Annotated in this window: 23 protein-coding genes; 21 read left to right on the forward strand and 2 right to left on the reverse strand. The window is 56.7% G+C overall.

Annotated features, from left to right (window positions below; all coding sequences use genetic code 11):
• Nucleotides 1-26 precede the first annotated feature (26 nt).
• The 19 genes from ilvC to ELR57_RS19135 all read left to right on the forward strand — a co-directional run bounded on the left by ilvC (nucleotide 27) and on the right by ELR57_RS19135 (nucleotide 22,527).
• Nucleotides 27-1,019, forward strand: coding sequence for a ketol-acid reductoisomerase (gene ilvC, locus ELR57_RS19045; RefSeq protein WP_126960676.1), 993 nt, complete (start codon nucleotides 27-29; stop codon nucleotides 1,017-1,019).
• Between the two features lie 140 nt (nucleotides 1,020-1,159).
• Nucleotides 1,160-2,716: a 2-isopropylmalate synthase gene (locus tag ELR57_RS19050; protein WP_126960677.1), complete on the forward strand. Its 1,557-nt coding sequence runs from the start codon at nucleotides 1,160-1,162 to the stop codon at nucleotides 2,714-2,716.
• A 92-nt stretch (nucleotides 2,717-2,808) separates the two neighbouring features.
• On the forward strand, nucleotides 2,809-4,008 hold the full coding sequence (locus ELR57_RS19055) for an aminotransferase-like domain-containing protein (RefSeq protein ID WP_126960678.1): 1,200 nt from the start codon (nucleotides 2,809-2,811) through the stop codon (nucleotides 4,006-4,008).
• Nucleotides 4,009-4,376: 368 nt separating this feature from the next.
• Nucleotides 4,377-4,931: an RNA polymerase sigma factor gene (locus ELR57_RS19060; protein WP_238162602.1), complete on the forward strand. Its 555-nt coding sequence runs from the start codon at nucleotides 4,377-4,379 to the stop codon at nucleotides 4,929-4,931.
• Entirely contained in the window at nucleotides 4,889-5,896 is a 1,008-nt protein-coding gene (locus ELR57_RS19065; protein ID WP_126960680.1) for a hypothetical protein, read from the forward strand. The genes ELR57_RS19060 and ELR57_RS19065 overlap by 43 nt, the downstream gene beginning before the upstream one ends.
• Nucleotides 5,897-6,142: 246 nt before the next feature.
• Nucleotides 6,143-7,222 (forward strand): 3-isopropylmalate dehydrogenase, encoded by a 1,080-nt coding sequence (gene leuB, locus ELR57_RS19070; RefSeq protein ID WP_126960681.1) that lies wholly within the window; start codon nucleotides 6,143-6,145, stop codon nucleotides 7,220-7,222.
• A 198-nt stretch (nucleotides 7,223-7,420) separates the two neighbouring features.
• On the forward strand, nucleotides 7,421-7,846 hold the full coding sequence (locus ELR57_RS19075; RefSeq protein ID WP_126960682.1) for a hypothetical protein: 426 nt from the start codon (nucleotides 7,421-7,423) through the stop codon (nucleotides 7,844-7,846).
• A 183-nt stretch (nucleotides 7,847-8,029) separates the two neighbouring features.
• Complete coding sequence (gene sigI / locus ELR57_RS19080) at nucleotides 8,030-8,860, forward strand: RNA polymerase sigma-I factor (RefSeq protein WP_238162603.1); 831 nt, start codon at nucleotides 8,030-8,032, stop codon at nucleotides 8,858-8,860.
• Nucleotides 8,857-10,239, forward strand: coding sequence for an anti-sigma factor domain-containing protein (locus ELR57_RS19085; RefSeq protein WP_126960683.1), 1,383 nt, complete (start codon nucleotides 8,857-8,859; stop codon nucleotides 10,237-10,239). The genes sigI and ELR57_RS19085 overlap by 4 nt, the downstream gene beginning before the upstream one ends.
• Nucleotides 10,240-10,391: 152 nt before the next feature.
• Nucleotides 10,392-11,774 carry a two-component system sensor histidine kinase NtrB gene (locus ELR57_RS19090; protein ID WP_126960684.1) on the forward strand — a complete coding sequence of 461 codons (1,383 nt, stop codon included), beginning with the start codon at nucleotides 10,392-10,394 and terminating at the stop codon, nucleotides 11,772-11,774.
• A gap of 440 nt (nucleotides 11,775-12,214) precedes the next feature.
• Nucleotides 12,215-14,386: a peptide ABC transporter substrate-binding protein gene (locus ELR57_RS19095; RefSeq protein WP_126960685.1), complete on the forward strand. Its 2,172-nt coding sequence runs from the start codon at nucleotides 12,215-12,217 to the stop codon at nucleotides 14,384-14,386.
• An 86-nt stretch (nucleotides 14,387-14,472) separates the two neighbouring features.
• Nucleotides 14,473-15,435: an ABC transporter permease gene (locus ELR57_RS19100; protein ID WP_126960686.1), complete on the forward strand. Its 963-nt coding sequence runs from the start codon at nucleotides 14,473-14,475 to the stop codon at nucleotides 15,433-15,435.
• A 36-nt stretch (nucleotides 15,436-15,471) separates the two neighbouring features.
• Nucleotides 15,472-16,374 carry an ABC transporter permease gene (locus ELR57_RS19105; RefSeq protein ID WP_238162604.1) on the forward strand — a complete coding sequence of 301 codons (903 nt, stop codon included), beginning with the start codon at nucleotides 15,472-15,474 and terminating at the stop codon, nucleotides 16,372-16,374.
• Between the two features lies 1 nt (nucleotide 16,375).
• Complete coding sequence (locus ELR57_RS19110) at nucleotides 16,376-17,362, forward strand: ABC transporter ATP-binding protein (protein WP_126960687.1); 987 nt, start codon at nucleotides 16,376-16,378, stop codon at nucleotides 17,360-17,362.
• Nucleotides 17,352-18,308 carry an ABC transporter ATP-binding protein gene (locus tag ELR57_RS19115; RefSeq protein WP_126960688.1) on the forward strand — a complete coding sequence of 319 codons (957 nt, stop codon included), beginning with the start codon at nucleotides 17,352-17,354 and terminating at the stop codon, nucleotides 18,306-18,308. Before ELR57_RS19110 ends, ELR57_RS19115 begins: the two co-directional genes overlap by 11 nt.
• Nucleotides 18,309-18,330: 22 nt before the next feature.
• The gene (locus ELR57_RS19120) at nucleotides 18,331-19,293 is read left to right on the forward strand and encodes a glycoside hydrolase family 113 (RefSeq protein WP_483296223.1); all 963 of its coding nucleotides are present in this window, start codon (nucleotides 18,331-18,333) and stop codon (nucleotides 19,291-19,293) included.
• Nucleotides 19,294-19,419: 126 nt separating this feature from the next.
• Nucleotides 19,420-20,493, forward strand: a complete 1,074-nt coding sequence (locus tag ELR57_RS19125; protein ID WP_238162617.1) for a LacI family DNA-binding transcriptional regulator — start codon at nucleotides 19,420-19,422, stop codon at nucleotides 20,491-20,493.
• 173 nt (nucleotides 20,494-20,666) lie between these two features.
• Nucleotides 20,667-21,902, forward strand: coding sequence for an MFS transporter (locus ELR57_RS19130; protein WP_126960689.1), 1,236 nt, complete (start codon nucleotides 20,667-20,669; stop codon nucleotides 21,900-21,902).
• A 160-nt stretch (nucleotides 21,903-22,062) separates the two neighbouring features.
• On the forward strand, nucleotides 22,063-22,527 hold the full coding sequence (locus ELR57_RS19135) for a Fur family transcriptional regulator (protein WP_126960690.1): 465 nt from the start codon (nucleotides 22,063-22,065) through the stop codon (nucleotides 22,525-22,527).
• A gap of 132 nt (nucleotides 22,528-22,659) precedes the next feature.
• On the opposite strand, the gene ELR57_RS19140 is transcribed toward ELR57_RS19135, so the two are convergent.
• Both ELR57_RS19140 and ELR57_RS19145 read right to left on the reverse strand, forming a co-directional pair.
• On the reverse strand, nucleotides 22,660-23,490 hold the full coding sequence (locus ELR57_RS19140; RefSeq protein WP_126960691.1) for a 1,4-dihydroxy-6-naphtoate synthase: 831 nt from the start codon (nucleotides 23,488-23,490) through the stop codon (nucleotides 22,660-22,662).
• Nucleotides 23,487-24,155 carry a futalosine hydrolase gene (locus ELR57_RS19145; RefSeq protein WP_126960692.1) on the reverse strand — a complete coding sequence of 223 codons (669 nt, stop codon included), beginning with the start codon at nucleotides 24,153-24,155 and terminating at the stop codon, nucleotides 23,487-23,489. The genes ELR57_RS19140 and ELR57_RS19145 overlap by 4 nt, the downstream gene beginning before the upstream one ends.
• A 182-nt stretch (nucleotides 24,156-24,337) precedes the next feature.
• Here ELR57_RS19145 and fur point away from each other — a divergent pair, with 182 nt between their 5' ends.
• Together fur and ELR57_RS19155 are read left to right on the forward strand one after the other, a co-directional pair.
• Entirely contained in the window at nucleotides 24,338-24,832 is a 495-nt protein-coding gene (fur, locus tag ELR57_RS19150) for a ferric iron uptake transcriptional regulator (RefSeq protein WP_126960821.1), read from the forward strand.
• A 152-nt stretch (nucleotides 24,833-24,984) separates the two neighbouring features.
• Nucleotides 24,985-25,650 carry a hypothetical protein gene (locus ELR57_RS19155; protein WP_126960693.1) on the forward strand — a complete coding sequence of 222 codons (666 nt, stop codon included), beginning with the start codon at nucleotides 24,985-24,987 and terminating at the stop codon, nucleotides 25,648-25,650.
• Nucleotides 25,651-25,717 lie beyond the last annotated feature (67 nt).

Here is a 25,717-nt window from a genome sequence, read left to right on the forward strand (position 1 = left end):
CTATCTATTAAGGAGGAACACATCCAATGGCAGTCAAGTTATTCCATGAGAAAGACGCCGATCTCGGCGCCCTGAAAGGCAAGACAATCGCGGTCATCGGCTACGGCAGCCAAGGCCATGCTCAAGCTCAAAACCTGCGTGACAGCGGACTTTCCGTTATCATCGGCCTTCGCGAAGGCAAATCTGCCGAAGCGGCTCGCAACGACGGCTTCGAAGTTCTGAACGTCGCCGACGCTACCCGCAAAGCGGATGTCGTTCAAATCCTTATGCCGGACGAGACGCAAGCTGCGGTCTACAAGAACGAGATCGAGCCTAACCTCAAGAAGGGCGCTGCTCTCATGTTCTCCCACGGCTTCAACGTTCACTTCGGACAGATCGTTGCTCCGGCAGACGCTGACGTTCTGCTCGTAGCTCCGAAGTCCCCGGGCCACATGGTTCGCCGCACGTATGTCGAAGGCTTCGGCGTACCGGGACTGATCGCCGTTCACCAGAACGGAACCGGCAAGGCATTCGAGATCGGCATGGCTTATGCCAAGGGCATCGGCTGTACCCGCGCAGGGGTTATCGAGACTTCCTTCCGCGAAGAAACCGAAACCGACCTGTTCGGCGAGCAAGCCGTACTTTGCGGCGGCGCTAGCGCCCTCGTCAAAGCTGGCTTCGAGACTCTGGTTGAAGCAGGCTACGCTCCTGAGATGGCTTACTTCGAGTGCTTGCACGAGCTGAAGCTGATCGTCGACCTGATGTACGAAGGCGGCCTCGCTTCCATGCGCAATTCGATCTCCAACACGGCTGAGTACGGCGACTACGTCACCGGACCTCGCATCGTAACGGACGAGACGAAGAAGGCGATGAAGGCTGTTCTGTCCGACATCCAACAAGGCAAGTTCGCTCGCGACTTCATCCTCGAGAACCAATCCGGACGCGCGTTCCTGACGGCTACCCGCCGCAACGAAGCCGAGCATCCGATCGAAGTGGTCGGCGGCCAGCTCCGCGGCCTGATGCACTGGATCAAGAAATAAGATAGCTTGAAGGCACCGGCTGTCCCGGGGGCAGGCTCTGCTCCTAGGACAGCCTTTGTTATATCCAAGACTCTGCTTCATGTGTGCTATAATTCAAGTATTAAACTGTCAGCTTCAGGAGGTGCGGGTAAACCCCTGCCATGAGGAAAATTTATATTTTCGACACGACCCTGCGTGACGGAGAGCAATCTCCCGGCGTTAACCTGAATACCCAAGAGAAAGTTGAAATCGCTCTCCAGCTGGAGAAGCTCGGCGTCGACCGGATGGAAGCCGGCTTCCCGGCCGCCTCTCCGGGCGACCTGGCCGCCGTCAACGCGGTAGCCCGCGCGGTCAAGAACGCCTCCGTCATGGGGCTGGCCCGCTCGGTCGAGAAGGACATCGATGCCGTGAAGGAAGCGCTGAAGGGCGCGGCCGATCCGGCGATTCACATTTTCCTCGCCACTTCTCCTATTCACCGCAAGCACAAGCTTCGCATGGAGAAGGAGCAGGTGCTGGAAACGGCGGAACGCGCGATCCGCTACGCGAAGAAGTACTTCTCCCGCGTCGAGTTCTCCGCCGAGGATGCCGGACGCACGGAGCTGGACTTCCTGTGCCAAGTCACGGAATTGGCCGTACGCGAAGGCGTCTCGGTCGTCAACATTCCGGATACGGTCGGCTACCTCAATCCTCAGGAATTCGGCAATATTTTCAAGACGCTTAAAGAAACGGTACCGGGTATCGAGCGAATCCAGCTGTCCGCGCACTGCCACGACGACCTCGGAATGGCGACCGCGAACTCGCTGGCTGCGATTCTGAACGGCGCCGACCAAGTGGAAGGCACGATCAATGGAATCGGGGAACGCGCCGGCAATACGGCTCTCGAAGAAGTCGCTCTCGCCCTGGCAACCCGCGCCGACTTCTTCCAAGCCCACACGACGCTGAACCTTAAGGAGATCGCGAAGACCAGCCGTCTGGTCAGCAAGCTGACCGGCATGCCCGTTCCTGGCAACAAAGCGATCGTCGGGGCGAACGCCTTCGCCCACGAATCCGGCATTCACCAGGACGGCATGCTGAAGGAGAAGACGACGTACGAGATCATCTCGCCGGACACGATCGGCCTGAAGGACAGCAAGCTCGTGCTCGGCAAGCACTCCGGACGCCATGCGTTCCGCGAGAAGCTCGTCGATCTCGGCTTCGACGACCTTACCGAGGACCAGATCAATGCGGCATTCGGCAAGTTCAAGGACCTGGCCGACCGCAAGAAGGACGTCAGCAACGAGGATATTATCGCGATGCTGGAAGAGAAGATGGTCGAGACTCCGGAGGTGTTCGCGCTCGAGCAGCTCGTCGTCTCGTTCGACAGCCACGCGACTCCTAGCGCGACCGTTCGCTTGAAGACGCCTCAGGGCGTGCAGACGACCACTTCGGAAGGCAACGGTTCGATCGATGCGGTCTACCGCGCGATCGACGCGCTGTCCAAGGAAGAAGTCGTTCTTGACGATTACACGATCAAGTCGGTAACCGACGGCACGGACGCGCTCGGCGACGTTCACGTCGTGCTGAAGCAAGGCGACGAGAGCGCGCAAGGCCGCGGCGTGAGCACCGACATTCTCGAAGCCAGCGCCCGCGCTTACGTGGATGCGCTGAACCGCCTGATCGACAAGAAGAACGCTCCGAGACGCAGCCGCCGCGACCGTGACAACGTCACATTGATCTAATAGGAAGATAAGCTCCGCCGCCCCATGGACGACGGCAATATAGGAAGCAGAGGCCATATCGGCCCTCGCTGCAAAGAAATGGGGAACTCTCTATGAATTATCGATATTCCGAACGTCTCGGGACTTTCTCTTCGTCTGCCGTTCGCGAGATCCTGAAGCTGACGCAAGGCGATTCGATTCTCTCGTTCGCAGGCGGCCTGCCCGCGGAGGAACACTTCCCGGTGCAAGCGATCTCGGATGCGTTCGCGCGCGTCATGGAGCAAGGCACCAAAGCGCTTCAATACGGCTTGACGGAAGGCTACCTGCCGCTTCGGCAGGCGCTCTGCCGCCGTATGGAGAAGAAGCATGTCCGCGTTACGCCGGACGACATGCTGATCACGACGGGATCGCAGCAAGCGATCGACCTGCTCACCCGCATCTATATCGATCCGGGCGACATCATCCTGGTCGAGCGTCCGACGTACCTGTCCGCTCTGCAGGTCTTCCGTTCGTACGGCGCGGTTCCGATCTCCGTTAACGGAGACAAGGACGGCCTCGATCTGGCGGATCTGGAAGCGAAGCTGAAGCAGTACAATCCGAAGATGATCTACGTCATTCCGACGTTCTCGAACCCGGCCGGCAGGGCTTGGAGCGAGGAACGCCGCCGCGGCGTATTGGAGCTGTGCCACCGCCACAATACGCTCATTCTGGAAGACGACCCGTACGGAGAGCTCAAGTTCGGCGACGCATCCGTGGAGTACCGTTCGCTGTTCTCGCTCGACAAGCATCCGCAAGGCTCTTGCGTGGTGTACACGAGCACGTTCTCCAAGACGGTCGCTCCGGGGCTTCGTACCGGCTGGGTGCTCGCCGATCCGGGGATTATCGCGGGCATGGCTCGCGCGAAGCAGGCGGCCGACCTGCAGTCGAGCTCGCTCGACCAGCAGACGCTGCATCAGCTCCTGGAGCACTTCGACCTGGACGCGCACATCGAATTCGTGCGCAAGGAATACGAAGAGCGCAAGAACCTGCTGATCTCCTTGCTTGAGCAATATGCTTGGCCGGGCGTCACTTGGGAGGAGCCGAAGGGCGGCATGTTCATCTGGCTGCATCTTCCCGAGGGCATCGATTCGGGAGCTCTGCTCAAGATCGCGGTCGCGGAAGGCGCGGCGTTCGTTCCGGGCGTCTCCTTCTTCGCGGAGGAGCCCGAGCTCAACACGCTGCGCATGAACTTCACCTACAACGACACCGAGACGACGATCGAAGGCATGAAGCGCCTCGACCGGGCTCTTCAGAGCGTTCTGGTGAAGGGGTAAGATTGGTTGTAAGTTCGCCGGCAGGCTGTTGTCCTGCCGGCTATTTTCATTATTAGGGCACCGTTTGGCCAACATTGGCTCACATTAGCTCGTTAACTCCAGTAACCAAAAAAGTAGTGCACCCAGTACCCTGCATTGGCGTCACCCCCCGGCCAGAAAATATTACAAAGTATTGCAACTAGCTAACACCCCGCATCAGCTCACCCAGAACCCCGCATCACCCGCAAGCCTCCCCGCTATCCGCCTTCTTTTGAATTATTCTCCGAGGAAAGTCCCTGCTTAACCCCATTCATGTGTTATATAGAACAAAGACGCAAGAGAGGTGATCGCACACGGAACAACTGTCGATTCAAGCAGCGATAGAAGCCGTGAGGAACGGCAACGCGGAGGAGTACGGGCACATCGTCCGGCAATTCCAACGACCCATCTACATTTACTGCAGCAGGCTGTTGGGGAGCGATTCGGAGGGAGAGGACGCGGCTCAAGACATCTTCGTCAAGGCTTATCAGTCCATCGGACGGTACAAGCCAACGGGGAGCTTCTCCTCTTGGCTTTACAGCATCGCTTACCACCACTGCCTGAACCTTCTTCGCAGGCGCAAGCTTCACTTGAAGCTCCAGAGTTTGTTGAAACGAGAAGAACAAACTCCGGGACCGGAGACGATCGTGGACAATCGAACGTTAAGCCCGAACATAGAAGCTGCGCTGGGTCGATTGTCGGCTTCAGAGCGAAGTCTGCTCATTCTTAACATTCTCGAAGAGAGGACAAGCCAAGAGATCGCGGCCATCGTGGGCAAGAACCCGGAAGCGGTAAAAAAACGGATCGGACGAGCCAAACGCAAGCTGAGAACGATGTTGGTAGAAGAAAGGGAGGTTGGAATATGGAGCGCACAGCAGGACACTTTAATGCAGACGAGAAGCTGAGGGCGACCTTGGGCAAAACGGAACCGTTCCGCGAGATCGACATCGTGGACGCTGTAATGGACAGAGTGCGGGCAATGAATAGGGGCCAGCGAAGGACTGTTCCTCCTCGACGCCTGACGAAGGCGGCGGTATTGGCGGCAACGGGAAGCATCCTGCTGTTCGGATCAGTGGTGGGCTACGCCGCAACGGAGTACGCGAAGCTGAAGGATTCAAAGGGCAAAGTCGTATTCGAGACGGTCCCAGCTTCCGGATACACATTGCCGAACAAGATAAGCGAGAGGATACTCGAGTATCGAAACCGGGTGCATGACAAGCTGAAACAGGACGAGATGGCGGCGTATTACGTCAAGGACGACAAGGTCAGCGCGTATGCCGCGATGGAACAGATCGATTTTGAGTCGAAGCTGGAGTACGATGTGTACGGAGACTATGAGGAGAAGATGAAGAAGACGAAGGCTCCTTATTTGACCGTGCCAAGCTATCTGCCGGAGGGCTATTCGTTCGAGAGAGGCGAACTGACACCGAGACCGCCCTTGCGGGGAGAGGCAGGAGGAGAATTCGAGAAGATACGGGGGCGTCTCCTGACGGCGGCACAGAACGCCAAGAATAACGAAGTGCTGTTTATGGAGATCGTCCAATGGAAGAAGATCTTGAATTCCAAGCTCGTATTCAGCAAGCAGAATGCCAAGCTTTCGCTTCTTGCGACGACTGGAGCGGAGAATGGAGAGGCCAAATCAACGTTCTCGCAGCGGGGGGCGGATCGATCAGAAACGGTAACTCTGAGTAACACTCAGCAAGCCATTTACGTTCGAGATAACGGTCAAGGAGGGGCGTCTTCCAATTCGCTTGGCTGGTATGACGAGACCTCCAACACTTTTTATTCCATCTACGCGGACAACACGGTTACCAGGGAAGAGATGTTGAAAATCGGGAAGAGCCTGGTTCAAGCGGCGGAGAAGCGATAGACGCTTATCCCCGTATCCCCGTATCCCCCTCTATAGTCTCCACCTATGAAGCAAATAGCTTTTATCTATTTTGCCTACACCCCCAAGTATGCTACAACTGTTATAGGACACTAATTGGACTATCAGATGGGGTATGGGGGGAAAGTCCTTACTCCCATCAGATACCGACGCAAAAACTTCTTTGGCTTCTATTGCCGCTCAAGTCGTTTTTGCTCGGACAAACGCAAACGGGAGTGAATTTATACCATGTCAGAAGTGAAGAAGATCGCCGTCATCGCCGGCGACGGAATCGGACCGGAAGTCGTAGGAGAAGCCATCAAAGTTCTGAGAAAGACCGAGGAGCTGTTCGGCTACAAGTTCGAGCTTGAGCACGGCTTGTTCGGCGGAATCGCCATCGACGAGAAGGGCACGCCGCTTCCGCAAGAGACGCTTGAGATCTGCAAGAACGCGGATGCCGTGCTTCTCGGCGCGGTCGGCGGCCCGAAGTGGGACAGCAATCCGAAGGAGCTTCGTCCGGAGACGGGGCTGCTCGGAATCCGCAAGGCGCTCGGCCTGTTCTCCAACATCCGTCCGGCTGTCGTATTCGATTGCCTGAAGGATGCATCCACGCTGAAGCCTGAAGTGCTGGAAGGCACGGACCTGATCGTCGTCCGCGAGCTGACGGGCGGCATCTACTTCGGCGACAAGTTCCGCCGCGAAGGCGCGAACGGCCAAGAAGCCGTGGACACTTGCGTCTACAACGTCGTAGAAGTAGAGCGCATCGTGCGCCAAGCGTTCGAGATCGCCCAGACCCGCAGCAAGCGTCTGGCTTCGGTCGACAAGGCGAACGTTCTCGAGACGTCCCGCCTGTGGCGCGAGACGGTTATCCGCATCGCTCCGGAATATCCGGACGTCGAGCTGGAGCACGTGCTCGTCGACAACTGCGCGATGCAGCTGCTTCGCCGTCCTTCGAGCTTCGACGTCATCGTGACGGAGAACATGTTCGGCGATATCCTGAGCGACGAAGCCGCCATGCTGACCGGTTCGATCGGCATGCTGTCGTCGGCATCGCTCGGTGAAGGCAGCTTCGGCCTGTACGAGCCGGTTCACGGCTCGGCGCCGGACATCGCGGGCCAAGGCATCGCGAACCCGATCGCGACGATCCTGTCGGTCGCACTCATGTTCAAGCTGACGTTCGGCTACCAAGAAGCCGGCGACGTGATCGAGCGCGCGGTGAAGGAAGTTCTGGACGCGGGTCACCGCACCGGAGACATCGCCGTGGATAAGAGCAAGGCGATCGGAACGACGGCGATGGGCGATCTGATCGTTGCCGCCATGGCTCGTTAATCCTCTTTGTTCCAGTCTATCGAATCATTGGCAATAGGCGCATGTTTCCGCATGCGTCTTTGCTTTTTTCGTCAAAATGCGTCAAAATCAATGCTAGAGGGGAATAAAGCAAGCGGCAGGAATTCGAACGGATCGAAGAGAATATAGTGAATAACGCATTGGCGATAGCGTGACGTAAGGTTCTAAGGAGGGAAGACGATGAGTTTCTGCTGCGGCGCAAGCATGATCGGAACCAAAGGAACATTGAAGCATTACCGGACACGGATCCATAATGTGCCCATCCTGTTCTGTCCGGTGTGCCACCGGGTGGAAGTCCATTACCTGGTGGAGAACGAGTACGAGATTCTGGCCGAGTACGCCCATGGAGACGGCGCGTCCGAAGTCGACTTCCACGATTACGTTGACGAATCGGACAAAGCCCTGCACGAGAACTGCGTGAACAATGAAGACGAGGACCCGATGCACATCGTCCAAAGTCAGATCGATATGGCTCTCGATCTTCTATCCTTCTCGAAGCAATTGAAGGATTCGGAGTGGGAGCAGCAGCTGAAGCGGAGACTCGGCGTGCTGGCTCAGAGGAAGCACAAGCTGAAGACGAAGCGGATGACCGGAGGCGCCTTCTGAAGGGCGTCCTGGAGGATATGCTGCGGAACGAACGCCATCTCTGCGTTGGAATCCGGATACCCGACCATCTGACCTGATAAGCGATGCGCATGCGTCGACGCGGTCCGGACGGAAGGGATATGGGGCAACGGCGCAGAGATGGCTTTTTTTGCTTCTACCCCCTAAACGATGGAAGAGCTGCGAATGTTATTAACGTGGGGTGAGCGCTTGCTTCTCTTATTGTGGAGAAAATGGACAGGACGTGGCAGCACGGCGGCCGTTCCCGAGACGGAGGCACTCAATCCGGAGGAGACGGTCGAAGCGATTCAGCAAGGCCGTGAGGAGCTGCGCAACGATCTGATTAAACAATATCGACCCTTCATCGTAACGACGGCGAGCCGCTTCAGCAAGCGGTACATCGATCCGGATCGCGACGATGAGTTTAGTGTCGCCTTATTAGCCTTTGACGAAGCGATCACGCGCTACTCGCCCGAGGCGGGAAGCCGCTTCATCGGCTTCGCCGCTCAAGTGATGAACCGCCGGCTGATCGATTACGCCCGCAAGGAACAGCGTCATCTCAGCTCGGTTCCCTATAGCTCGCTTCAATCGGATTCGGAAGACGAAGGATCCGTGTTAAGCAAGATCGAAGCGAGAGAAGCGATATCGGTATACTCCAGAGAGCAGGTGGCGCAGGATCGAAGGGACGAGATCCGGGCGCTGACGGAAGAGCTTGAGCCTTACGGCATTTCTTTCTTCGAGCTAAGCGAGCAGTCCCCGAAGCACCAGGACTCCAGAGACGCTCTGCTGGAGATCGGCTGGCGGCTGGCCAATCGGGCGCCTCTTCTTGCTCTGCTTAAGGATAAAAAGAAACTCCCATTGAAGGAGCTGGGCGAACTGGAGAACGTATCGCGCAAGACGCTGGAGCGGCATCGCAAATACTTGATCACGATTGCATTGATCGCAGCGGGAACGTATCCCCTGCTTCAACAATACATAGCCGGAGCACCCGCGGACATGAAGGAGGAACGGATATGAGCAAGGCGATTGTCATGTCGATCGAAGGAAAACGCGCGGTCGTCCTTGCTCCGGGAGGGCGCTTCGTAAGGGTTCCGCGAGAGCAGCATTACCAAGTCGGAGACGAGATCGAATTGGAGTCCGAGGAAGGACGCTCCCTCCCCCGAACGGCGAGCCGGAGGCGTACTCGCTGGATGGCGGGAGCGGGAACCGCGGCCTTGCTGTGCCTCCTGCTGTTCGGGGGAATGTGGCTGCATACGCCGTCCGTCGTGGCGTACGTGACGATGGACGTGAATCCGAGCGTAGAGCTCGGCATCGACGGCAAGGAACGCGTTCAGAAGCTTCGCGCCGTCAATCCGGATGCCGTCCCGATCATTGAAGGCATCGACTATAAGGGCAAGTCGCTGAAGAAAGTGACGGACCAGCTTGTCGATAAGCTCGCTTCGCTGCACCTGCTCGATGGCGAGGATACCGAAGTCGTCCTGACGACCGTTCCGGTCGGCAAGGTCGACGCGAGTTGGGAGGGAGAGGTCTCTTCCATGATGAAGCAATCCATCGAGGAAGCGGGAGCCTCCTCCGAAGAGGCGTCTTCGGGAACGGCGGAAGCGTCGGCTCCGGTTGTGACGACGGTCTCGGTGCCCAAGGAGGTTCGCGAGGAAGCGAACGCCAAGGGAGTCTCCGCGGGCAAGATGGCATTCTGGCTTAAGGCCGAGAGCCAGGGACACCGCGTCCCTCTGCAGAAGCTGCAGAAGGAGTCGATGAATAAGATCTCCTCCTCTTGGGGCGGCGTCCACGAGGTGCTGAAGGATGCGGAAGCGAAGGATAAGAAGCAATCCGACGAAGAATGGAAAGAGCTTGTCGCCAAGGCGAAGGCCAAGGAAGACAAGATCAAGAAAGCCAAGCAGCAGAAGAAGGACGAAGCGAATAGGGCGGGGCAGCCTCATGCGAGCGGCTCCAAGCATAATCCCGATTCCGACGACGATAAGACGGCAACCCCGGCCAAATCCGCTCCGGGCGCGTCCGCTGGCCCGGCCTCCTCGAAGGACTCGGGGAAGGCCAAACTCGAGGACGGACGGAAACCTATCGGAAGCGGCCATGCCCAGAACAATAGCCATGCCAACAACGGCAACAACGGCGATTCGAATAAGAACGCCAATGCCAACAAGAACGGCAATGCCAGCTACGACGGCAACGGCAGGAACAACGGCAACAACAGCGGAAACGGCCAAGATTCATCCTCCCATGGCAATCGTTGGGGACAAGAGGATGGCGGCAAGGACGACAACGGGAAGAACGGCAAGAAGGACGACAAGGAGAAGGAAGACAAGGAGTCCGGCCGCGAAGATCGCGAGGGCGGCGATCGACTGAACGGCCGGACAAGCGGCGACAGGGACCGGTAAAACGACAAGCGGCAGGCTTCTCCGACAACAAGCGATATACCCGCCTTGAATCGACAAGATCTCTCATTGACAGGGCGATCTTGTCGCGTCTATGATAGATGTGAAATTTTGCATAAACGCCCTTCATCTAACATTCCGGAAGGGGTTCTCTTATGTACCGTTGGGAGACTCGCTACTTCGCCACTCTTGTAGCTTTCGTTATGGGGAATGAAGAAGCAAACGATAGAAAAATGGCGGAACTTCAAACTTGGCTGCAGAACACCTCCACCGAGGATATGTTGAAGTATCACGAGGACAGCGTCAGGATGCTGCTCTCCAACGCCGAAGATGAAGACCGGATGTCGATTATGCACCGGTCTCTTTTGTTTCTAATGGAAGTGATCTCCGCCCTGAAGCAGTCCGAAGGGGCTGCGACGGTCGAGGATCGGGACTCGGATCGGTTAAAAGAGGCCGTCATCGATTCCATTCCGATCGAGCACGGGCCGCCCAGCAAGTTCGAGACCGTTCTGCAGCACATGGATACCGGAGTTGCCCTGTTCGGTTCCGACGGGCATCTGCGTTTCTTGAACGTGCAGATGGCCAGGCTGCTGCAGATGCCCAGGCGCTCGCTGATCGGCCAATCGTTCCGGCAGCTGTTGTATCACCCCGCGCTTCGCCGTTCGCTCCGGCTTATTTTCCTGCGCATGTACAAGGAATTCGCTTATTATCGCCGTTACCACCGCGAATTCGAAGATGAGAACGGAAGAATCATGCTTATCAGCGTCTCCCGGATCGAAGAGCTGGAAGGGGATTATCTCGTCAGCGTGAAGGACGTGTCGGAATACAAGCAGATCGAGCAAACCGCCTTCCAGAATGATAAACTGGCGATGCTGGGGAAGATTGCGGCTTCTATCGCCCACGAGATACGCAATCCTCTCACTTCCATTCGGGGGTTCATTCAATTATTGAAGCCCTATCTGGAATCCATAGGCAAGCAGGAATACGTTCGCATTATTCTCTCCGAGATCGATCGCGCCAACGAGATCATTTACGAGTTTCTGAATTCCTCCAAGCCGTCGGCTCCGATGAAGAAGAAGCTCACCGTAGCGGAACTGCTGAAAGAAACGAATCTCCTGACCCAGAGCGAAGCTCACATGAAGGGCTGCGAGATGCAGACGGAAATTTTCGACGAAGAGATCATGATCGCGATCGACGTGAAGCAGATCAAGCAGGTTCTCCTCAACATGGTTAAGAATGCGATCGACGCCATCCAAGCCGCGGGGGATAACCGCAAGGGGCTAATCGAGCTTTCTTCGCGCAAGGAAGGTCGTTACGCGGTCATCCGGATCCGGGACAACGGCAAGGGAATGGATCGTTCGACGTTAAGCAGGCTGTTCGATCCGTTCTTCACGACCAAAGAAGAAGGCACCGGCTTAGGATTATCGGTAAGCTATCGGATCATTCGCAACCATGGGGGAATGATAGAAGTGAAGAGTACCCCGGGAGAAGGGACCGAATTCATCATTTATTTGCCTTTGGCGGAGGAGAGAGAGTAGAGTCCGCTGCACCGGTCTGATCCGAAGTCGTGGATAATAAAAGATCGAGGAAGAGGGATCTAAACGATCTCTCTTTTTTTTGTTAGTTTATTTTATGCAATTAATTAAAAATTAGTTTAAATAATAGGCAATCAAATGAAATTTGGTTGTTACCTAAAATGATAATATTTTTTAATAACATTATTGAGTTAGGTTGATATTTATACGATAAATTTAAATAACGGGCCATTATTTTTGCTATTGACAAAGATAAAACCAAAAATTAGAATGTAAGCGATAACATTAATAAGTGTTAGGGCATTAGAATTAGGTTTTGTTTGGCGACAAACTACAAGTGTTTTGTTTTGTTAGGGGGATGGAAATGAGAGTTGGGCAGTAGGTTTATCATTATTCGGAATCTTCAAAAAAATCAAACGAAGATTGAGGAGGATTTCCCAAGAATGAATAAGAAGAATGCGATTTCGGCTCTCGTCCTATCGGCGGCTCTGCTCTCTACGGCCGCTTGTTCAAACAACAACAATTCCGGCAATTCGGCGCCCGACAGCGGCAGCGCCAGTACGGCGTCCGCTTCGAACGGCGGAAGCGACAAGTCCGGCACCAAATCCGGCGGCGACAGCAACGGCGCTCAAACGGCGGTCAAAAATGCAAACGCTTCCGATCCGACCATCAAGGCCGGAAGCTCGGTAACGGTCATTAACCCGAAGATCCCGACGCTGGATCCGACGCAGTGGCAAGGCCAGATTCTTGTTCAGCAAGGAACGCTGCTGGAAGGGCTTTACGGCTATAACCAAGACCATCAGATCGTTCCGAAGATCGCAACGGGTTATAAGGTATCCGAAGACCAACTGACGTGGACCTTCTCCCTGAGGAAGGACGCGAAGTGGTCGAACGGCGACCCGGTCACGGCCCATGATTTCTATAACGCTTATATGTACCAGTTGGATCCGAAGAATACGACCGCGCAGCTCTGGCTTAGCGTTCTTAACTACGTGAAGAACTCGTACGCCTACCACGCGGGCTCGGTGGCCAAGGAAGAGGTCGGCTTGAAGGTCGTCGACGATTATACGTTTGAGATTACGACTTCCCTGCCGCACGCCATTCTTGGCAGTCTGGTTCTGGCCGGCGCGATGCCGATCAACTCCAAGAACCTTGAAGCGCATCCGACGGATTGGTTCGAGCCTCAGAACTTCGTAAGCAACGGCCCGTACACGGTGAAGTCGTTCACGCCGAACGGAGAGCTCGTCATGGTGGCGAACCCTAATTACGTAGGCGCGGCGGGACAACTGAACCACGGCAATGTCGAAACCATCCATATCCTTCCGGAGTCGAGCGTGCCGGTTGAAGTGTATATGGCAGGCAAGACGGATGTCTCTCTCGTTCAGAGCACGTCCGACCTGCAATACGTGAAGACGCATGATCTTAAATCTCAGCTGTACACGGCGCCGAACTATTCGATTCGTTATCTGGAATGGAGCAATCCGCCGTCGGAATCCCCGTACGACAAGAAGGAAGTGCGCCAAGCGATCGCCAAAGCGATCCAGCGCTCGCCGATCGTCGATTCGGTTCTGAACGGCATGGGCGGCGCCACCAACATCTTCGCATCCACCGGATGGCCGACGGAGAAGCTGGAGAAAGGGATCGACGAGAACGTAGAGGAAGCCAAGAAGATGCTCAAGGATGCCGGCTACGAGAACGGCAAGGGCCTGCCTAAATTAATGCTGTATATCGGCATTAAGGATAAGGATCCTCAAGGCGAATCCATCGCATTGGCTCTTGGACAGGAACTGCAGCAGAACCTGGGCATTCAAACGGAGATCAAGCAGCTCAGCGAGACGGAGTGGAACAACTACCAGTACGCAGGTCCGCAAGCGGGTTCGGCGCCGGGCTTTATCCTGGCATCCGGAGCGACGAACTGGAGCGAGCCCGGAAGCCTCGATATGGGCGCAACCCAACAGCTTTATTCGATGGGAACGCTTGACGCCCCATTGGAAGCGACGCAGAAGTTCATCGACTGGGGCAAAGAAACTTATTACAAGCCTGCCATCGATAAATACGGCAACCCGGACAATTCGAAAGCCGGCGTGGAATGGAGCGATTGGGCCGCGCTCGAGCAAGCGGCCAAGGACGACATCGCCAAGCTGGAAGCATGGAATGCCAAGCAGCCGCAAGAATGGCAGATCTATCTGAATCCTCCGGGGAGCAAGACAACCGCCGAGCAATGGCAGGAGATCGTCGACTCCTGGAAGAACGCGAAGAGCAACGAAGAGAAGCACACTGCGTTCGTTAACGCGTTCACGTTCATCGCGCCGAACGCGCCTGGCGGCAAGGTGAATCAGAATGCGTTGGACGTTAAAGTGTACTACAACGAGTACACCTCGGATAATCTTCGGGATCTGAGAATGTGGAAGGATCAGTTCGTCAATGCCCTGACGGTCGAAGATGCGGCTCCGTACGCCGCCAAGGTCGTCAACAGCCTCCTGGACGATGCCTATGCCATTCCTCTCTTCTATCAGAAGCAATATTTCCTGGTGAAGCCGAACGTAACGGGAGTCATGTCCAACCCTTGGGCATGGGGCAACTTCTATGAGTTCCAATACCTGAATGTCGAGTAAGCGGTAATCATTCGGAAATCAATAAATCGATCATCGAGGGGCACCGATCCAGGTGCCCCCCTATGATTGGCTTAGGAGGATGGATCATGGCTGTCGTCAAGTTTATCGCAAAGCGCCTCATTCAAATCATCATCACCTTGATCCTGGTCATGACGGTCAGTTACATGCTGATGTACTATTCGCCGGGCGGCTTCATGCATACGACCGTGATGGCTTCGGTGCTGGCGCCTCTCCAGAGCCAGAACCCTATCCTTTATCAGCAAGTCATGGATCAATTCAACAGCCGCTACGGGCTTAATCTGCCGCTGTGGCAGCAAATCGCCAAGTACGTGTGGCACGAATTGTCGTTCGATTTCGGCAATTCGATGCAGAATCCGTCGCTGTCCATCATGTCGCAGTTGAAGCAAACGCTGCCGGTCAGCGTCGACCTGGCTGTCGGTTCGGTTGTTTTGTCGGTTATCGTAGGGGTTCCCCTCGGCATCGTTGCCGCTTTGAAAAGAAACACTTGGATCGACTATGTCGTAGGTACCGTGTCCTTAGCTGGCCAAGCGATTCCGGCCTTCGTGCTTGCCGTTATTATGGTTCTTCTGTTCGGCGTCGTGTTCCCGGGCATCCTGCCCATTGCCGGCTGGGGAGCCTGGAAGGATGCCATTCTGCCGGTCATCTGCTTGTCCGCCGCCAATATCGGCGTGGTAGCCCGCTATATGCGCGGAAGCTTGATCGAAACGCTCCGGCTCGATTACATTCGGACAGCCAAAGCAAAAGGCGTCAAATATTGGCCGATGGTCATGAACCACGGCGTGAAGAACTCGCTGACGGCGATGATTACCGTCATCGGCCCCCAATTCGCCTTTACGGTAATGGGGACGATCTGGGTGGAGCAAATCTTCGGAATACCGGGACTCGGCAAGGTCATGCAGACGGCCTTCACCAGCTTCGATTACCCGCTGGCCATTACTTCCGTCTTCCTGCTCGGTTCCATGATCATGATCATGAATTTATTGGTTGACATCATATATGCCTTTATCGATCCTCGCGTGAAATTATAACAACCCGCACTTTCGCAAACATAGGAGGGGGAGCTATTGGCTGGAACAGTAGCGGCAGCTCGATCGGACGCATTAAATCAGAAAATAAAGAACAGGCACCGGTCCTCTTGGTATCAAGGCTGGAAGCGCTTCAAGAGAAATCGACTTGCCGTCGTCGGCCTTGTCTGGGTGGTCTTGTTCTTCCTGGCGGGCATCATCGGCCCGTGGGTGGCCCCATACGATTATCGGGTCGGCGACTTCCTCGCGATTAACCAAGGCCCGTCTTGGCAGCACATCTTCGGCACCGACAACGTGGGCCACGATATGTTCAGCCAGATCCTGTACAGCGTTCGAAGCGCTCTGATTATCGCCCTGGGAGCGACGCTGGTCAGCTTCGTTATCGGGGTCATTCTGGGATTGTGGGCAGGCTTGCGAGGCGGTCTCGCGGACGTGATCATCATGCGCGGCGTCGACTTCATGATGACGCTCCCGGGCTTCCTGTTCGCCTTGATCCTGGTCGTTCTCTTAGGTCGCGGCTATTGGTCGTTAATCCTGGCTATCGGAATTCCGGGCTGGGCGGGCTATGCGAGATTGATCCGAAGCTTGGTCCTTGGCATGCGCAACGGCGAGATGGTCGAAGCGGCCACGGCGCTCGGCGCCTCGCAAGCGCATATCGCCAGGCGCTATATGCTGCCTAACGTCGTCGGCAGCATGGCGGTGTCCCTTGCTTTCGGCATTCCCGGCGACCTTGCGCAGATCGCGGGCCTCAGCATCTTCGGCATGGGCCTTCAGCCGCCGATTCCTTCGTTCGGCAACATGCTGGCCGCGGCCGGCGACAATATCCTCGGGTTCCCGTGGCTGCTTTATTTCCCGGCGGGAATCTTCGCGATCACTTTGCTTGCTTTCTTATTCGTAGCGGACGGACTCCAAGAAGCATTCAGCCCGAAGGGAGGCAACTAACATGAGCCAGCCGTTGCTTTCCATCGATAACCTCCATGTGAGATTCGCCAGAAGCGAAGACGAGGTCTACGCCGTTAACGGCATCAGCTTCGACGTCTACGAGAACGAAGCGCTGGGCATCGTCGGGGAGAGCGGGTCCGGCAAGTCCGTCACGCTGATGTCCTCGATCGGATTGCTCCGCGAGAACGGCAAGATCTCTTCGGGGACAGCCCATTTTCAAGGAAAAGATCTGCTGAAGCTGAAGCCGAGGCAGCTGGAGGACATTCGCGGCCGCGACATCGGCGTTATTTTCCAAGATCCCATGACCAGCCTTAACCCGATCATGCGCATCGGCGACCAGATCATGGAGGCCATGCTGACGCATCGCTACGCAAGCCGCAAGGAAGCGTTCGAGCGTACGCTTCAGCTCATGCACGAGATCGGAATCCCCGATCCGAAGTCCCGGTTCAAGAATTACCCGCATGAATTCTCCGGGGGCATGCGCCAACGCATCATGATCGCCATCGCGCTGGCCTGCGAGCCGCAGCTTCTGATCGCCGACGAGCCGACGACGGCGCTGGATGTCACGGTACAGATGCAGATTCTTGCCCTGCTGCAGGATCTGCGCCGCAAACGCGGAATGAGCGTCGTCATGGTCACGCACGACTTCGGGGTCGCCACGAACTTCTGCGACAAGATCATCGTCATGTACGGCGGGCAGATCATGGAGATGGCCCGAACCGATCAATTCATCCGCCGGACGGCACATCCTTATTCGATCGGACTCAAGCGCTCGATTATCGAGGTCGGCCACAGGGGCAAGGAGATCCTGCCGATCCCGGGAGCTTCGAAGGCATTAACGGAGGAGCCGGTCGGCTGTCCGTTCGCCGCTCGCTGCTCGTTCGCCACCGAACGCTGCTTCCAAGAGACGCCGGCGCTTCGCATTTACGGAGAAGATCATCATATCGCCTGCCATCATGCCGAGGAGGTCGCCCGCCATGCCGTCTAATTCGTTGCTTCAAGTAGAGAATGTTTCCAAGACGTTTCGCGTGCGGGGCAAGAAGCTGCATGCCGTCGAGAATGTATCGTTCGCCCTGGAAGCGGGGAAAACGCTGGGGCTGGTCGGCGAGAGCGGCTCGGGCAAGTCGACCCTGGGACGGCTGGTGTTGAGGCTTCTGGATTCCGACAAGGGAAGAGTCGTCTTCGACGGGACGGATATTACCAAGTTCAAGAAGAAGGACCTGCGCGCTCTGCGCAGGGACATGCAGATTATTTTCCAGGATCCAAGCGCCAGCTTGAACCCGAGAATGACGGTGGGAGAAGCCATCGAGGATGCGATGGCGATCCATCAGATCGGAACCAAGGCAAGCCGGCAGCAACGGGTGAGCGAATTGCTGGAGAAGGTCGGCCTGCCGGAAGAGGTCAAGTACGCTTACCCTCACGAGTTGTCGGGCGGGCAATTGCAGCGCGTCGGCATCGCCAGGGCGTTGTCGCTGAATCCGAAGCTGCTCATCTGCGATGAACCGGTATCCGCTCTGGACGTATCGATACAGGTTCAAGTCATTCAACTGCTGCGCGACCTGCAGAAAGAGTTCAACCTGACGTACATCTTCATCTCGCACAACCTTGCGGTCGTCGAATACCTGAGCGACGAGATTGCCGTGCTGTATCTGGGAGAAGTCGTTGAGCAGGCTCCCGCCGACGAGCTGTTCCGGAAGCCCAGCCATCCGTATACGCAGGTGCTGCTCAATTCGATTCTGAAGATCCCGAACAGTCCGGAGCAAAGACAGAAGATGTTGTCCATCCAGGGAGAGATCCCGTCGCCGCTTAACCCGCCGAGCGGCTGCGCCTTCCATCCGCGTTGCTCCTTCGCGACGGACGCCTGCAAAACCGTCAAGCCGGAGCGCCGCCAAGTCTCGGAAGGGCATTATGCCGCTTGCCATCTCGTCGAATAAGTCAGGAGAGGGAGTAACCGATTTGTTTATCAAAGGCATGACTTACGGCTGGAACAGCAAGCGCGGCTCTTATCGGCAGCCTTATGCCGTGGAATCGCTCCGGAAGCTGAAGGACACCGGAAGCGAGTGGATCGCTCTTGCTTTCTACACGCTTCAACCTAGCATTCATTCTACCGTGATCCCCTTCGACTATGGAACGACGATGACGGACCGGGATATCGAATATGCCGTCAGGCAAGCGCATGCCCTGGGATTGAAGGTGTGCTTGAAGCCGGTCGTCAATTCGGCGGACGGCATCTGGCGAGCCCACATCGGGTTTCCGGAGGAGGAGGGGGCGCAGCCGTATTGGGATGCATGGTTCCGTTCCTATGAGAATTTCCTGTGCCACTATGCCGAACTGGCGGAGGAATTAGGCTGCGAGATGTTCTGCATCGGCTGCGAGATGGTCGCAACGGAGAAGAAGACCAGCCATTGGACCGCTCTGATCGGGCGAGTACGTCAGCTTTATGGCGGTCCGATTACCTATAATGCGAATCACGGCTCGGAAGAGGGAATCGCTTGGTTCGACCAGGTCGATCTTATCGGGACCAGCGCTTATTATCCGATCGCGAACAGGCCCGGCGACAGCGAGGAAGCGATGATCCGGAACTGGCTTCCGGTAAGGGACAAGTTGAAGCGGCTGCATGCCAAATTCGGCAAGCCGATCGCTTTCATGGAGATCGGCTGCCGCAGCGCTCTGGGATGCGCGACGATGCCGTGGGATTTCACGCACACGGAGCTGCCGGCCAGCGAAGAGGAGCAGGCGAACTTCTACGGCTCCGTCATCCGAACGTTCTGGGAGGAGCCCTGGTTCGCGGGATTCTTCTGGTGGGATTGGAGCGTCGAGCTCTATCCGCCGGAGGAAGCAAGGACGAATACCGGCTTCGACATTTACGGCAAGCAGGCGGAACGGGTGCTGAAGGAATGGTACGCGAGACCGAGGTGAGTTCGACATTCTAGTCTCATTCGCCTACCATTAACCCTATTTTTGATCGCAAACGGCTATTCAAACCTATTTTTTTTGCTACAATGGTAGAAGTTGATCAAACGGGGTGAACCTCGATTGAAGAAAGTGACCATGCAGCAAATCGCCGACCAAGTCGGCGTATCCAAGTTTGCCGTATCGCAAGCGTTGTCCGGCAAGCCTGGAGTCGCCGAAGAGACTAGGATGCGGATCGTTCAAGCGGCGAATGAACTGGGGTACTCCTGGAAGACCAAGGCTGCCAAGAAAGAGAAGAACGGCGGAGCCGAACCGCGCGGGAAGGCTTCCGTGGCGAAGAGCACCGTTATCATTCTGATGCCGAATGTCCGGTTCCAGAGCCGGGAATCGTTGTTCTGGGGCAAAATTATCGACGGCGTCGTCGCCGCGCTGGCCGAGCGTGAGGTCGGCGTCTTGATGGTAACCGAGAGCTTCTCGGAGCGCACGCTTAAGAGCATCAATCCGGAAGGCGTTCTCGGCCTTATCGGAATCGGATATATCGCGACGCAGCTGCTTCTTGAGATTCGCTATTCCGGAATCCCGTTCGTGCTTGTCGATCATGAGGACGCCATGATTCCGTCCGACACGGTGTTCATGAACAATTACGACATTATGAAGCAGCTGACGTCCCTCGTCCTTCAGTCGGGCAGACGGGATCTCCGGTTCGCCGGAAGCCCTAGCTATTCCCGCAGCTTCCACGATCGTTGGCTCGGCTTCCGGATGGCGATGGAGGAAGCGGGGGAGAGAGCTCCCCTGCTGGGAGAAGACCCGTTGCTGGAGATGGAGGACGAGGCCTATCGGATCGTCGACCGGGAGATCCCGCAGCTTGTCGCCCAGCGGAAGCTGCCTTCCGCCTTTGTCTGCGCGAACGACTTCTTCGCTTACCTGGTGCTCAAATCTCTCGTTGCCAACGGCGTTAAGGTGCCTGAAGAAGTGGCGGTTACGGGCTTCGACCACACCGACGAAGAATTGGCCGAGGATCTGCCTAAGCTGAGCACGGTGCATGTCCCGAACGCGATCCTGGGAAGGCGAGCGGTCGAGATGCTGTTCGCCCGGCTGGACGATCGGAATCGCCCTTACGAGAAGACTCTGCTTCACGGCGAGTTGCTGATTCGCGAATCGTTCGCCAAGGAATACGAGAGGCTGCCGGTTGAATCGGCGGAATAAACGATCCCCCGCTTCGTCCGTTAGGGACGAGAGGGGGGCGTTTTTTTTATGCGGTTATCGTTTCGTCATTCCGACAAAATCTTACCGATAAGATACACAGGAATCCGTCGGGTGCTATAATGGGAAAATCAATTGAAAATCAACTGTTCGACTCAAGGAAAGGAATTGGCTTCATGACGTTTTCGGATGCCCCTGCAAGCCCCCGCTTGTCCAAGAAACTTCTACTGACGATGGCCTTCTCGGCCGGAATGACCGTCGCCAATCTCTATTACAGCCAGCCCCTGCTCGCGGATATCTCCCGTTCCTTCGGCGTTAGTCCGGATGCGGCGGGGCTGATCTCGACCTGCACCCAGATCGGCTATGCCCTGGGGATGCTTCTATTTGTCCCTCTCGGGGACATCAAGGAGCGTCGCATGCTCATCACGACGCTGCTTGCGCTCGTTTCGTTGTCTCTTATCGGCGTAGCGACCGCCCAGAGCTTGGCCTGGATTTACGCGGCAAGCTTCGCCGTCGGGATGACGACGATCGTGCCGCAGATCATGATCCCGCTGTCGGCCGAGCTCGCATCGCCGGAGGAGAGAGGCAAAGCGATAGGAACGGTATCGAGCGGCCTTCTGCTCGGCATCCTGTCGGCTCGAACGGTATCCGGGCTGATCGGCGGCACCTGGGGGTGGCGCATCATGTTCTGGATAGCGGCGGCCGCGATGCTTGCCCTTCTTATCCTGCTGAGGTCGCTGCTGCCGAAGAGCCGGCCGGTATCGCAGCTTCGCTATGGCCAATTGCTGAGATCGCTGGGAACGCTGGTTCGCAAGTATTCCACCCTGAGGGAATCCGCTCTTATCGGAGCGGCGAACTTCATTGGCTTCAGCGCGTTCTGGACGACTTTATCCTTCTATCTGGAAGGAGAGCCTTACCATTACAGCAGCCAGATCGCGGGATTATTCGGCTTGATCGGCGTAGCCGGAGCGGCGGGAGCGCCGCTCATCGGCCGGATGGTCGACCGAGTCTCTCCGAAGCGGATGATCGGCGGCTTGACCGTCCTGTCCCTGCTCTCCTACCTCGGCTTCGGGTTGATGGGAACTTCTCTATGGGTTCTTTTCGTCGGGATTATCTTAATGGACCTAGGCGTTCAAGGGACGCAGGTATCGAACCAGACCCGGATTTACGCATTGGAGCCGACCGCGAGAAGCCGGCTGAATACCGTTCAGATGGTAACGACGTTCCTCGGCGGGGCGATCGGGTCTTCGCTTGGCAGCTTTGCTTGGAAGGAGTGGGGCTGGACCGGAGTGTGCCTGACGGGCGGCAGCGCTATCGTTCTTACTTTGTTGATCTGGCTTGTCCACCGTAAGCCCTCGGCTGTCCGTTCCGTCCAGGCCGGGAACGATGCGGCCGGGAGCGAAGCCGTGTAGAACCGCTTTATAGCAGGTATCTTCTCTCTCGCCGGATCGCCGGGCCGTCGGCTTGTCGGCTCGTCGGGAGAACTGCTATTATTAAGGAATCGAAGATTATCGGCTGGGCTTGCCGGCGTCATGCCGGATAAAGTCCCATCCCGGTAGGGAGGAGATCAAGATGTCTGAACATCACCTAATGAAGGCGCAGGATATGCTTGGCGTGATGTCGCGCAACGGCTGGAGAATCACCGATCAACGCCGGACCCTCGCGACGATTTTCTCGTCTACCGAACAATATTTGTCTCCGAAGGATGTGTACGACCAGCTTACGGAGAAGTATCCGAGCGTCAGCTTCGATACGGTCTACCGCAACCTCCGGATGTTAAGCGAGATGGGCGTGCTGGAGCAGTTCTACTTCATGGAAGGCGGACTCAAGTTCAAATCCTCATGCCTCGATCATCATCATCACCATCTGATCTGCACGAACTGCGAGAAGACGCTGACGTTCGATTTTTGCCCGATGCAGGATACGCTTAACCTTCCGGGGAACTATAGAATCATGAGCCATCGCTTTGAGATCTACGGAATTTGCGAGGAATGCCAGAAAGAAATGGACGCCGGCTCGGGGGCGCAAACGGAATAGGTGAGGGCTGAACAGCCTGCTATTCCACGGTTAATAATCGTAATAATTACTGTCCAAACTCTGCTTTCCGGAATCAAGTCAATAAAAAGAGACCTGCAGTTCTCCTGCAAGTCTCTTTCCTGGTCAGCGCAGTCAGCGCAGCAAAGACAAATCAAAGGCCGGGACAAGCCCCTCTTCGGCAGCCCGCCCGAGCAACGCTTCAACCGCGGCGTATCCGTCCTGGCCGAGGTTCTCCGTGAACTCGTTCACGTACAGCTCGATATGCTGCTTCGTCACTTCCGGAGCCATCTCTTGCGCGTGGCCGGCCACGTAAGCCTGCGATTGTTCCGGATGCGCCCAAGCATACTGCACGGACGCGCGCGTCCAGTTCTCGATCGCTTTGAGGTCCAGGTGCCGGCGGGCGATAATGGCGCCGAGAGGAATCGGCAGGCCCGTATCTTCTTCCCACCAGCTGCCCATGTCGGCGACCAGGTTCAGGCCATAATTCGGATACGTGAAGCGGGCTTCATGAATGACGAGCCCCGCGTCGATACGTCCGTCGCGCACGGCGGGCATGATCTCATGGAACGGCATCACGACGATCTCGCCGACGCCGCCCGGAATCTTCTGAGCCACCCAGAGGCGGAACAGCAGATAGGCGGTCGAACGCTCGCTCGGCACGGCGATCCGCTTGCCGGACAGGGAAGCGGGATCGACCTGCTCGGACTTGGTCAGAACGAGCGGACCGCAGCCTCGGCCAAGAGCCCCGCCGCAAGGAATGAGGGCATAATCGTTAAGAACCCAGGGCAAGGCGGCGTATGAGATCTTCATGACTTCGGGACCGGCGACATCGGCAGCCCAATGGTTCGTCAGATCGATGTCGGCGTAAGTCACGTTCAGCTCGGGAGCGCCCGGAATCAGGCCATGAACCCAGGCATGGAATACGAAAGTGTCGTTCGGACAAGGGGAAAAGGCTATATTCATCTCAGTACCTCCGAAAGAATGGTAGAAGCTTTCTCCAGCGACTGAAGGGCTTCCGGGATACGCCACGCCGAGCGGTCGCGCGGCCCGACGGGGTTCGAGACCGCTCGCAGCTCGAGCGCCGGAATGCCGAGATGCCGGGCGGCGGCGGCAACGCCGAAGCCTTCCATTCCCTCGGATGCTGCTCCAGGGTACAGAGCGGCTAATCTCTCGGCGGTTGCGGCCGATCCCGTCACCGTAGACAGGGTCAGAGCCGGCGCCTGAACGGCGACGATCCCGGCTCTCCGCAGCTCGTCCGCCAACCGTACGGCAAGCTCCGGATCCGAGTCTATCGTGGCGGACCCGAACCCGAGCTCGTCCACGCTGGCGAAGCCGTCCGGCGTCTCCGCTCCGAGGTCGGCGGCCACGATCTTGCTCGAGACGACGATGGAGCCGATCTCGGCATGGTTCGGATAGCCGCCGCCGATTCCGGCGCTGATCACGAGGTCGTATGGATGGTTGGCCAATTCGAACGCCGTGCTGGCGGCGGCGGCAGCCGGGCCGACACCGGCCACCCGAACGGTGAATCCTTCCGCGTTCGCGAGCTCAAGGCCTCGCTGCACCGCATCGCGCTCCATGGAGACGGCGGTCATAATTAGAATGTTCTTGTAGGGAACGGTCTGGCTCATCGGAATCTGTTCATCTCCAATCACTCGATATTCTAACTTTAACAAACGGAATGTCGAATGACAAAAGGTTTGCGTAGATTGGGGTTTTCGGGTACAATTAGATTAGAATTATTCTAAACAAGCGAATCGCTTTACCGGGACGATAGCTCCGTAACTGCGGTCAGAGAGGTGGACCCATGACGATAACGGAACAGATTGAGAAGATCAACCGGCAGATGATAGATAAAGGCTACAAATTAACGCCGCAACGCGAAGCGACGGTCCGGGTTCTGTTGGAGAACGAGAAGGACCATCTGACAGCGGAAGACGTATACATGCTGATCAAGCCGAATTATCCGAACATCGGGCTTGCTACCGTTTACCGCTCGCTCGAGCTGCTTGCCGAGCTTCATGTCGTCGAGAAGGTGAACTTCGGCGACGGCGGGGCGAGGTTCGACCTGCGCAGCGACGATCAGCCGCACATGCACCATCATTTGATCTGCACTCGCTGCGGGACGGTGGAAGAGATCAAGGAAGACTGGCTGCTTCCGATGGAGAATCGGATCGAGAAGGAGCTGGGCTTCCGGGTTACGGATCACCGCCTCGACTTCCATGGCATCTGCCGGGAGTGCAACGCGAAGGAGAAGGCGAAGAAGGACAACGGGCAAGAGGGAGACTGCGGCAAGGCGGTATCCTGAAGGGAATGACGGCTCGATCCCCGTACGGGATCGGGTCGTTATTGTTATAACCGGGGGATTTGTTCTCCATCCTAGTGGTAAAATATAACTCGGTTCGCTTCGACATCATACGGGAAGGCAACATCGATTGTCTTGGAAAAGAGGTTCGGGAAATGGGCGGTCATCGCGCTAAGAAGACATGGAAGAGGTACCCCCTTGAAGCGGCGGCCATCGTGCTGCTGGCGGTTTCTTTATCCGCATGCTCGGAGAATAAGAGCGAAGGCGGTTCGGAAGCGGCGGGCTCCCCTGCCGCAACGGCAGCCTCCGCGTCCGCGGCGGGCAATTCGTCGCAAGAGGAGCAAGGCGAGCATTACGAGCTGCAAGCGGAAAGCTTCGAGCAGACTCCGGAGGGGACGAAGCCGGATCCGCTTGCGAAGGATAGCCCGATCTATGTGGCGTCCGGAGGCAAGGAGGCAAGCGTAAGCTTGAACCTGAGCTTGGACAAGCGAGGGGATTTTCTGCTGGCGCAAGGGACCGGCGAGCTGAAGAACGGACAAGGCTCCACCGTTCCGTTCAAGATCGACCAGGTCTCGGTCATGCATTCGGATCCGTTAAGCGAGGGCAAGACGCTCGTGTACGGGGGATTAACGGTCAATGCAACCGATCCGAAAATGACGTTTATTCTCGGCATTCGATATATTCCGGAGACGAACGAGCTGGAGCTTCGGCTGTCGAACGGGGAAGGGCTTGTCGTATTCGGCAAGGGCGATACGCTGGATACGAGCAAGGAACGGATCGAGGAGCTGGAAGCGGACCATCGGCCGCGCAACGCGGAGTAGAGATCAGGGGCGCTCGGAGCCAAGCCGGCTCCGAGCGCCCCTGATCGGTTTATCGCGGATGTTAAAG

The organism is Cohnella sp. AR92 (assembly GCF_003990975.1).
Lineage (GTDB): Bacteria > Bacillota > Bacilli > Paenibacillales > Paenibacillaceae > Cohnella.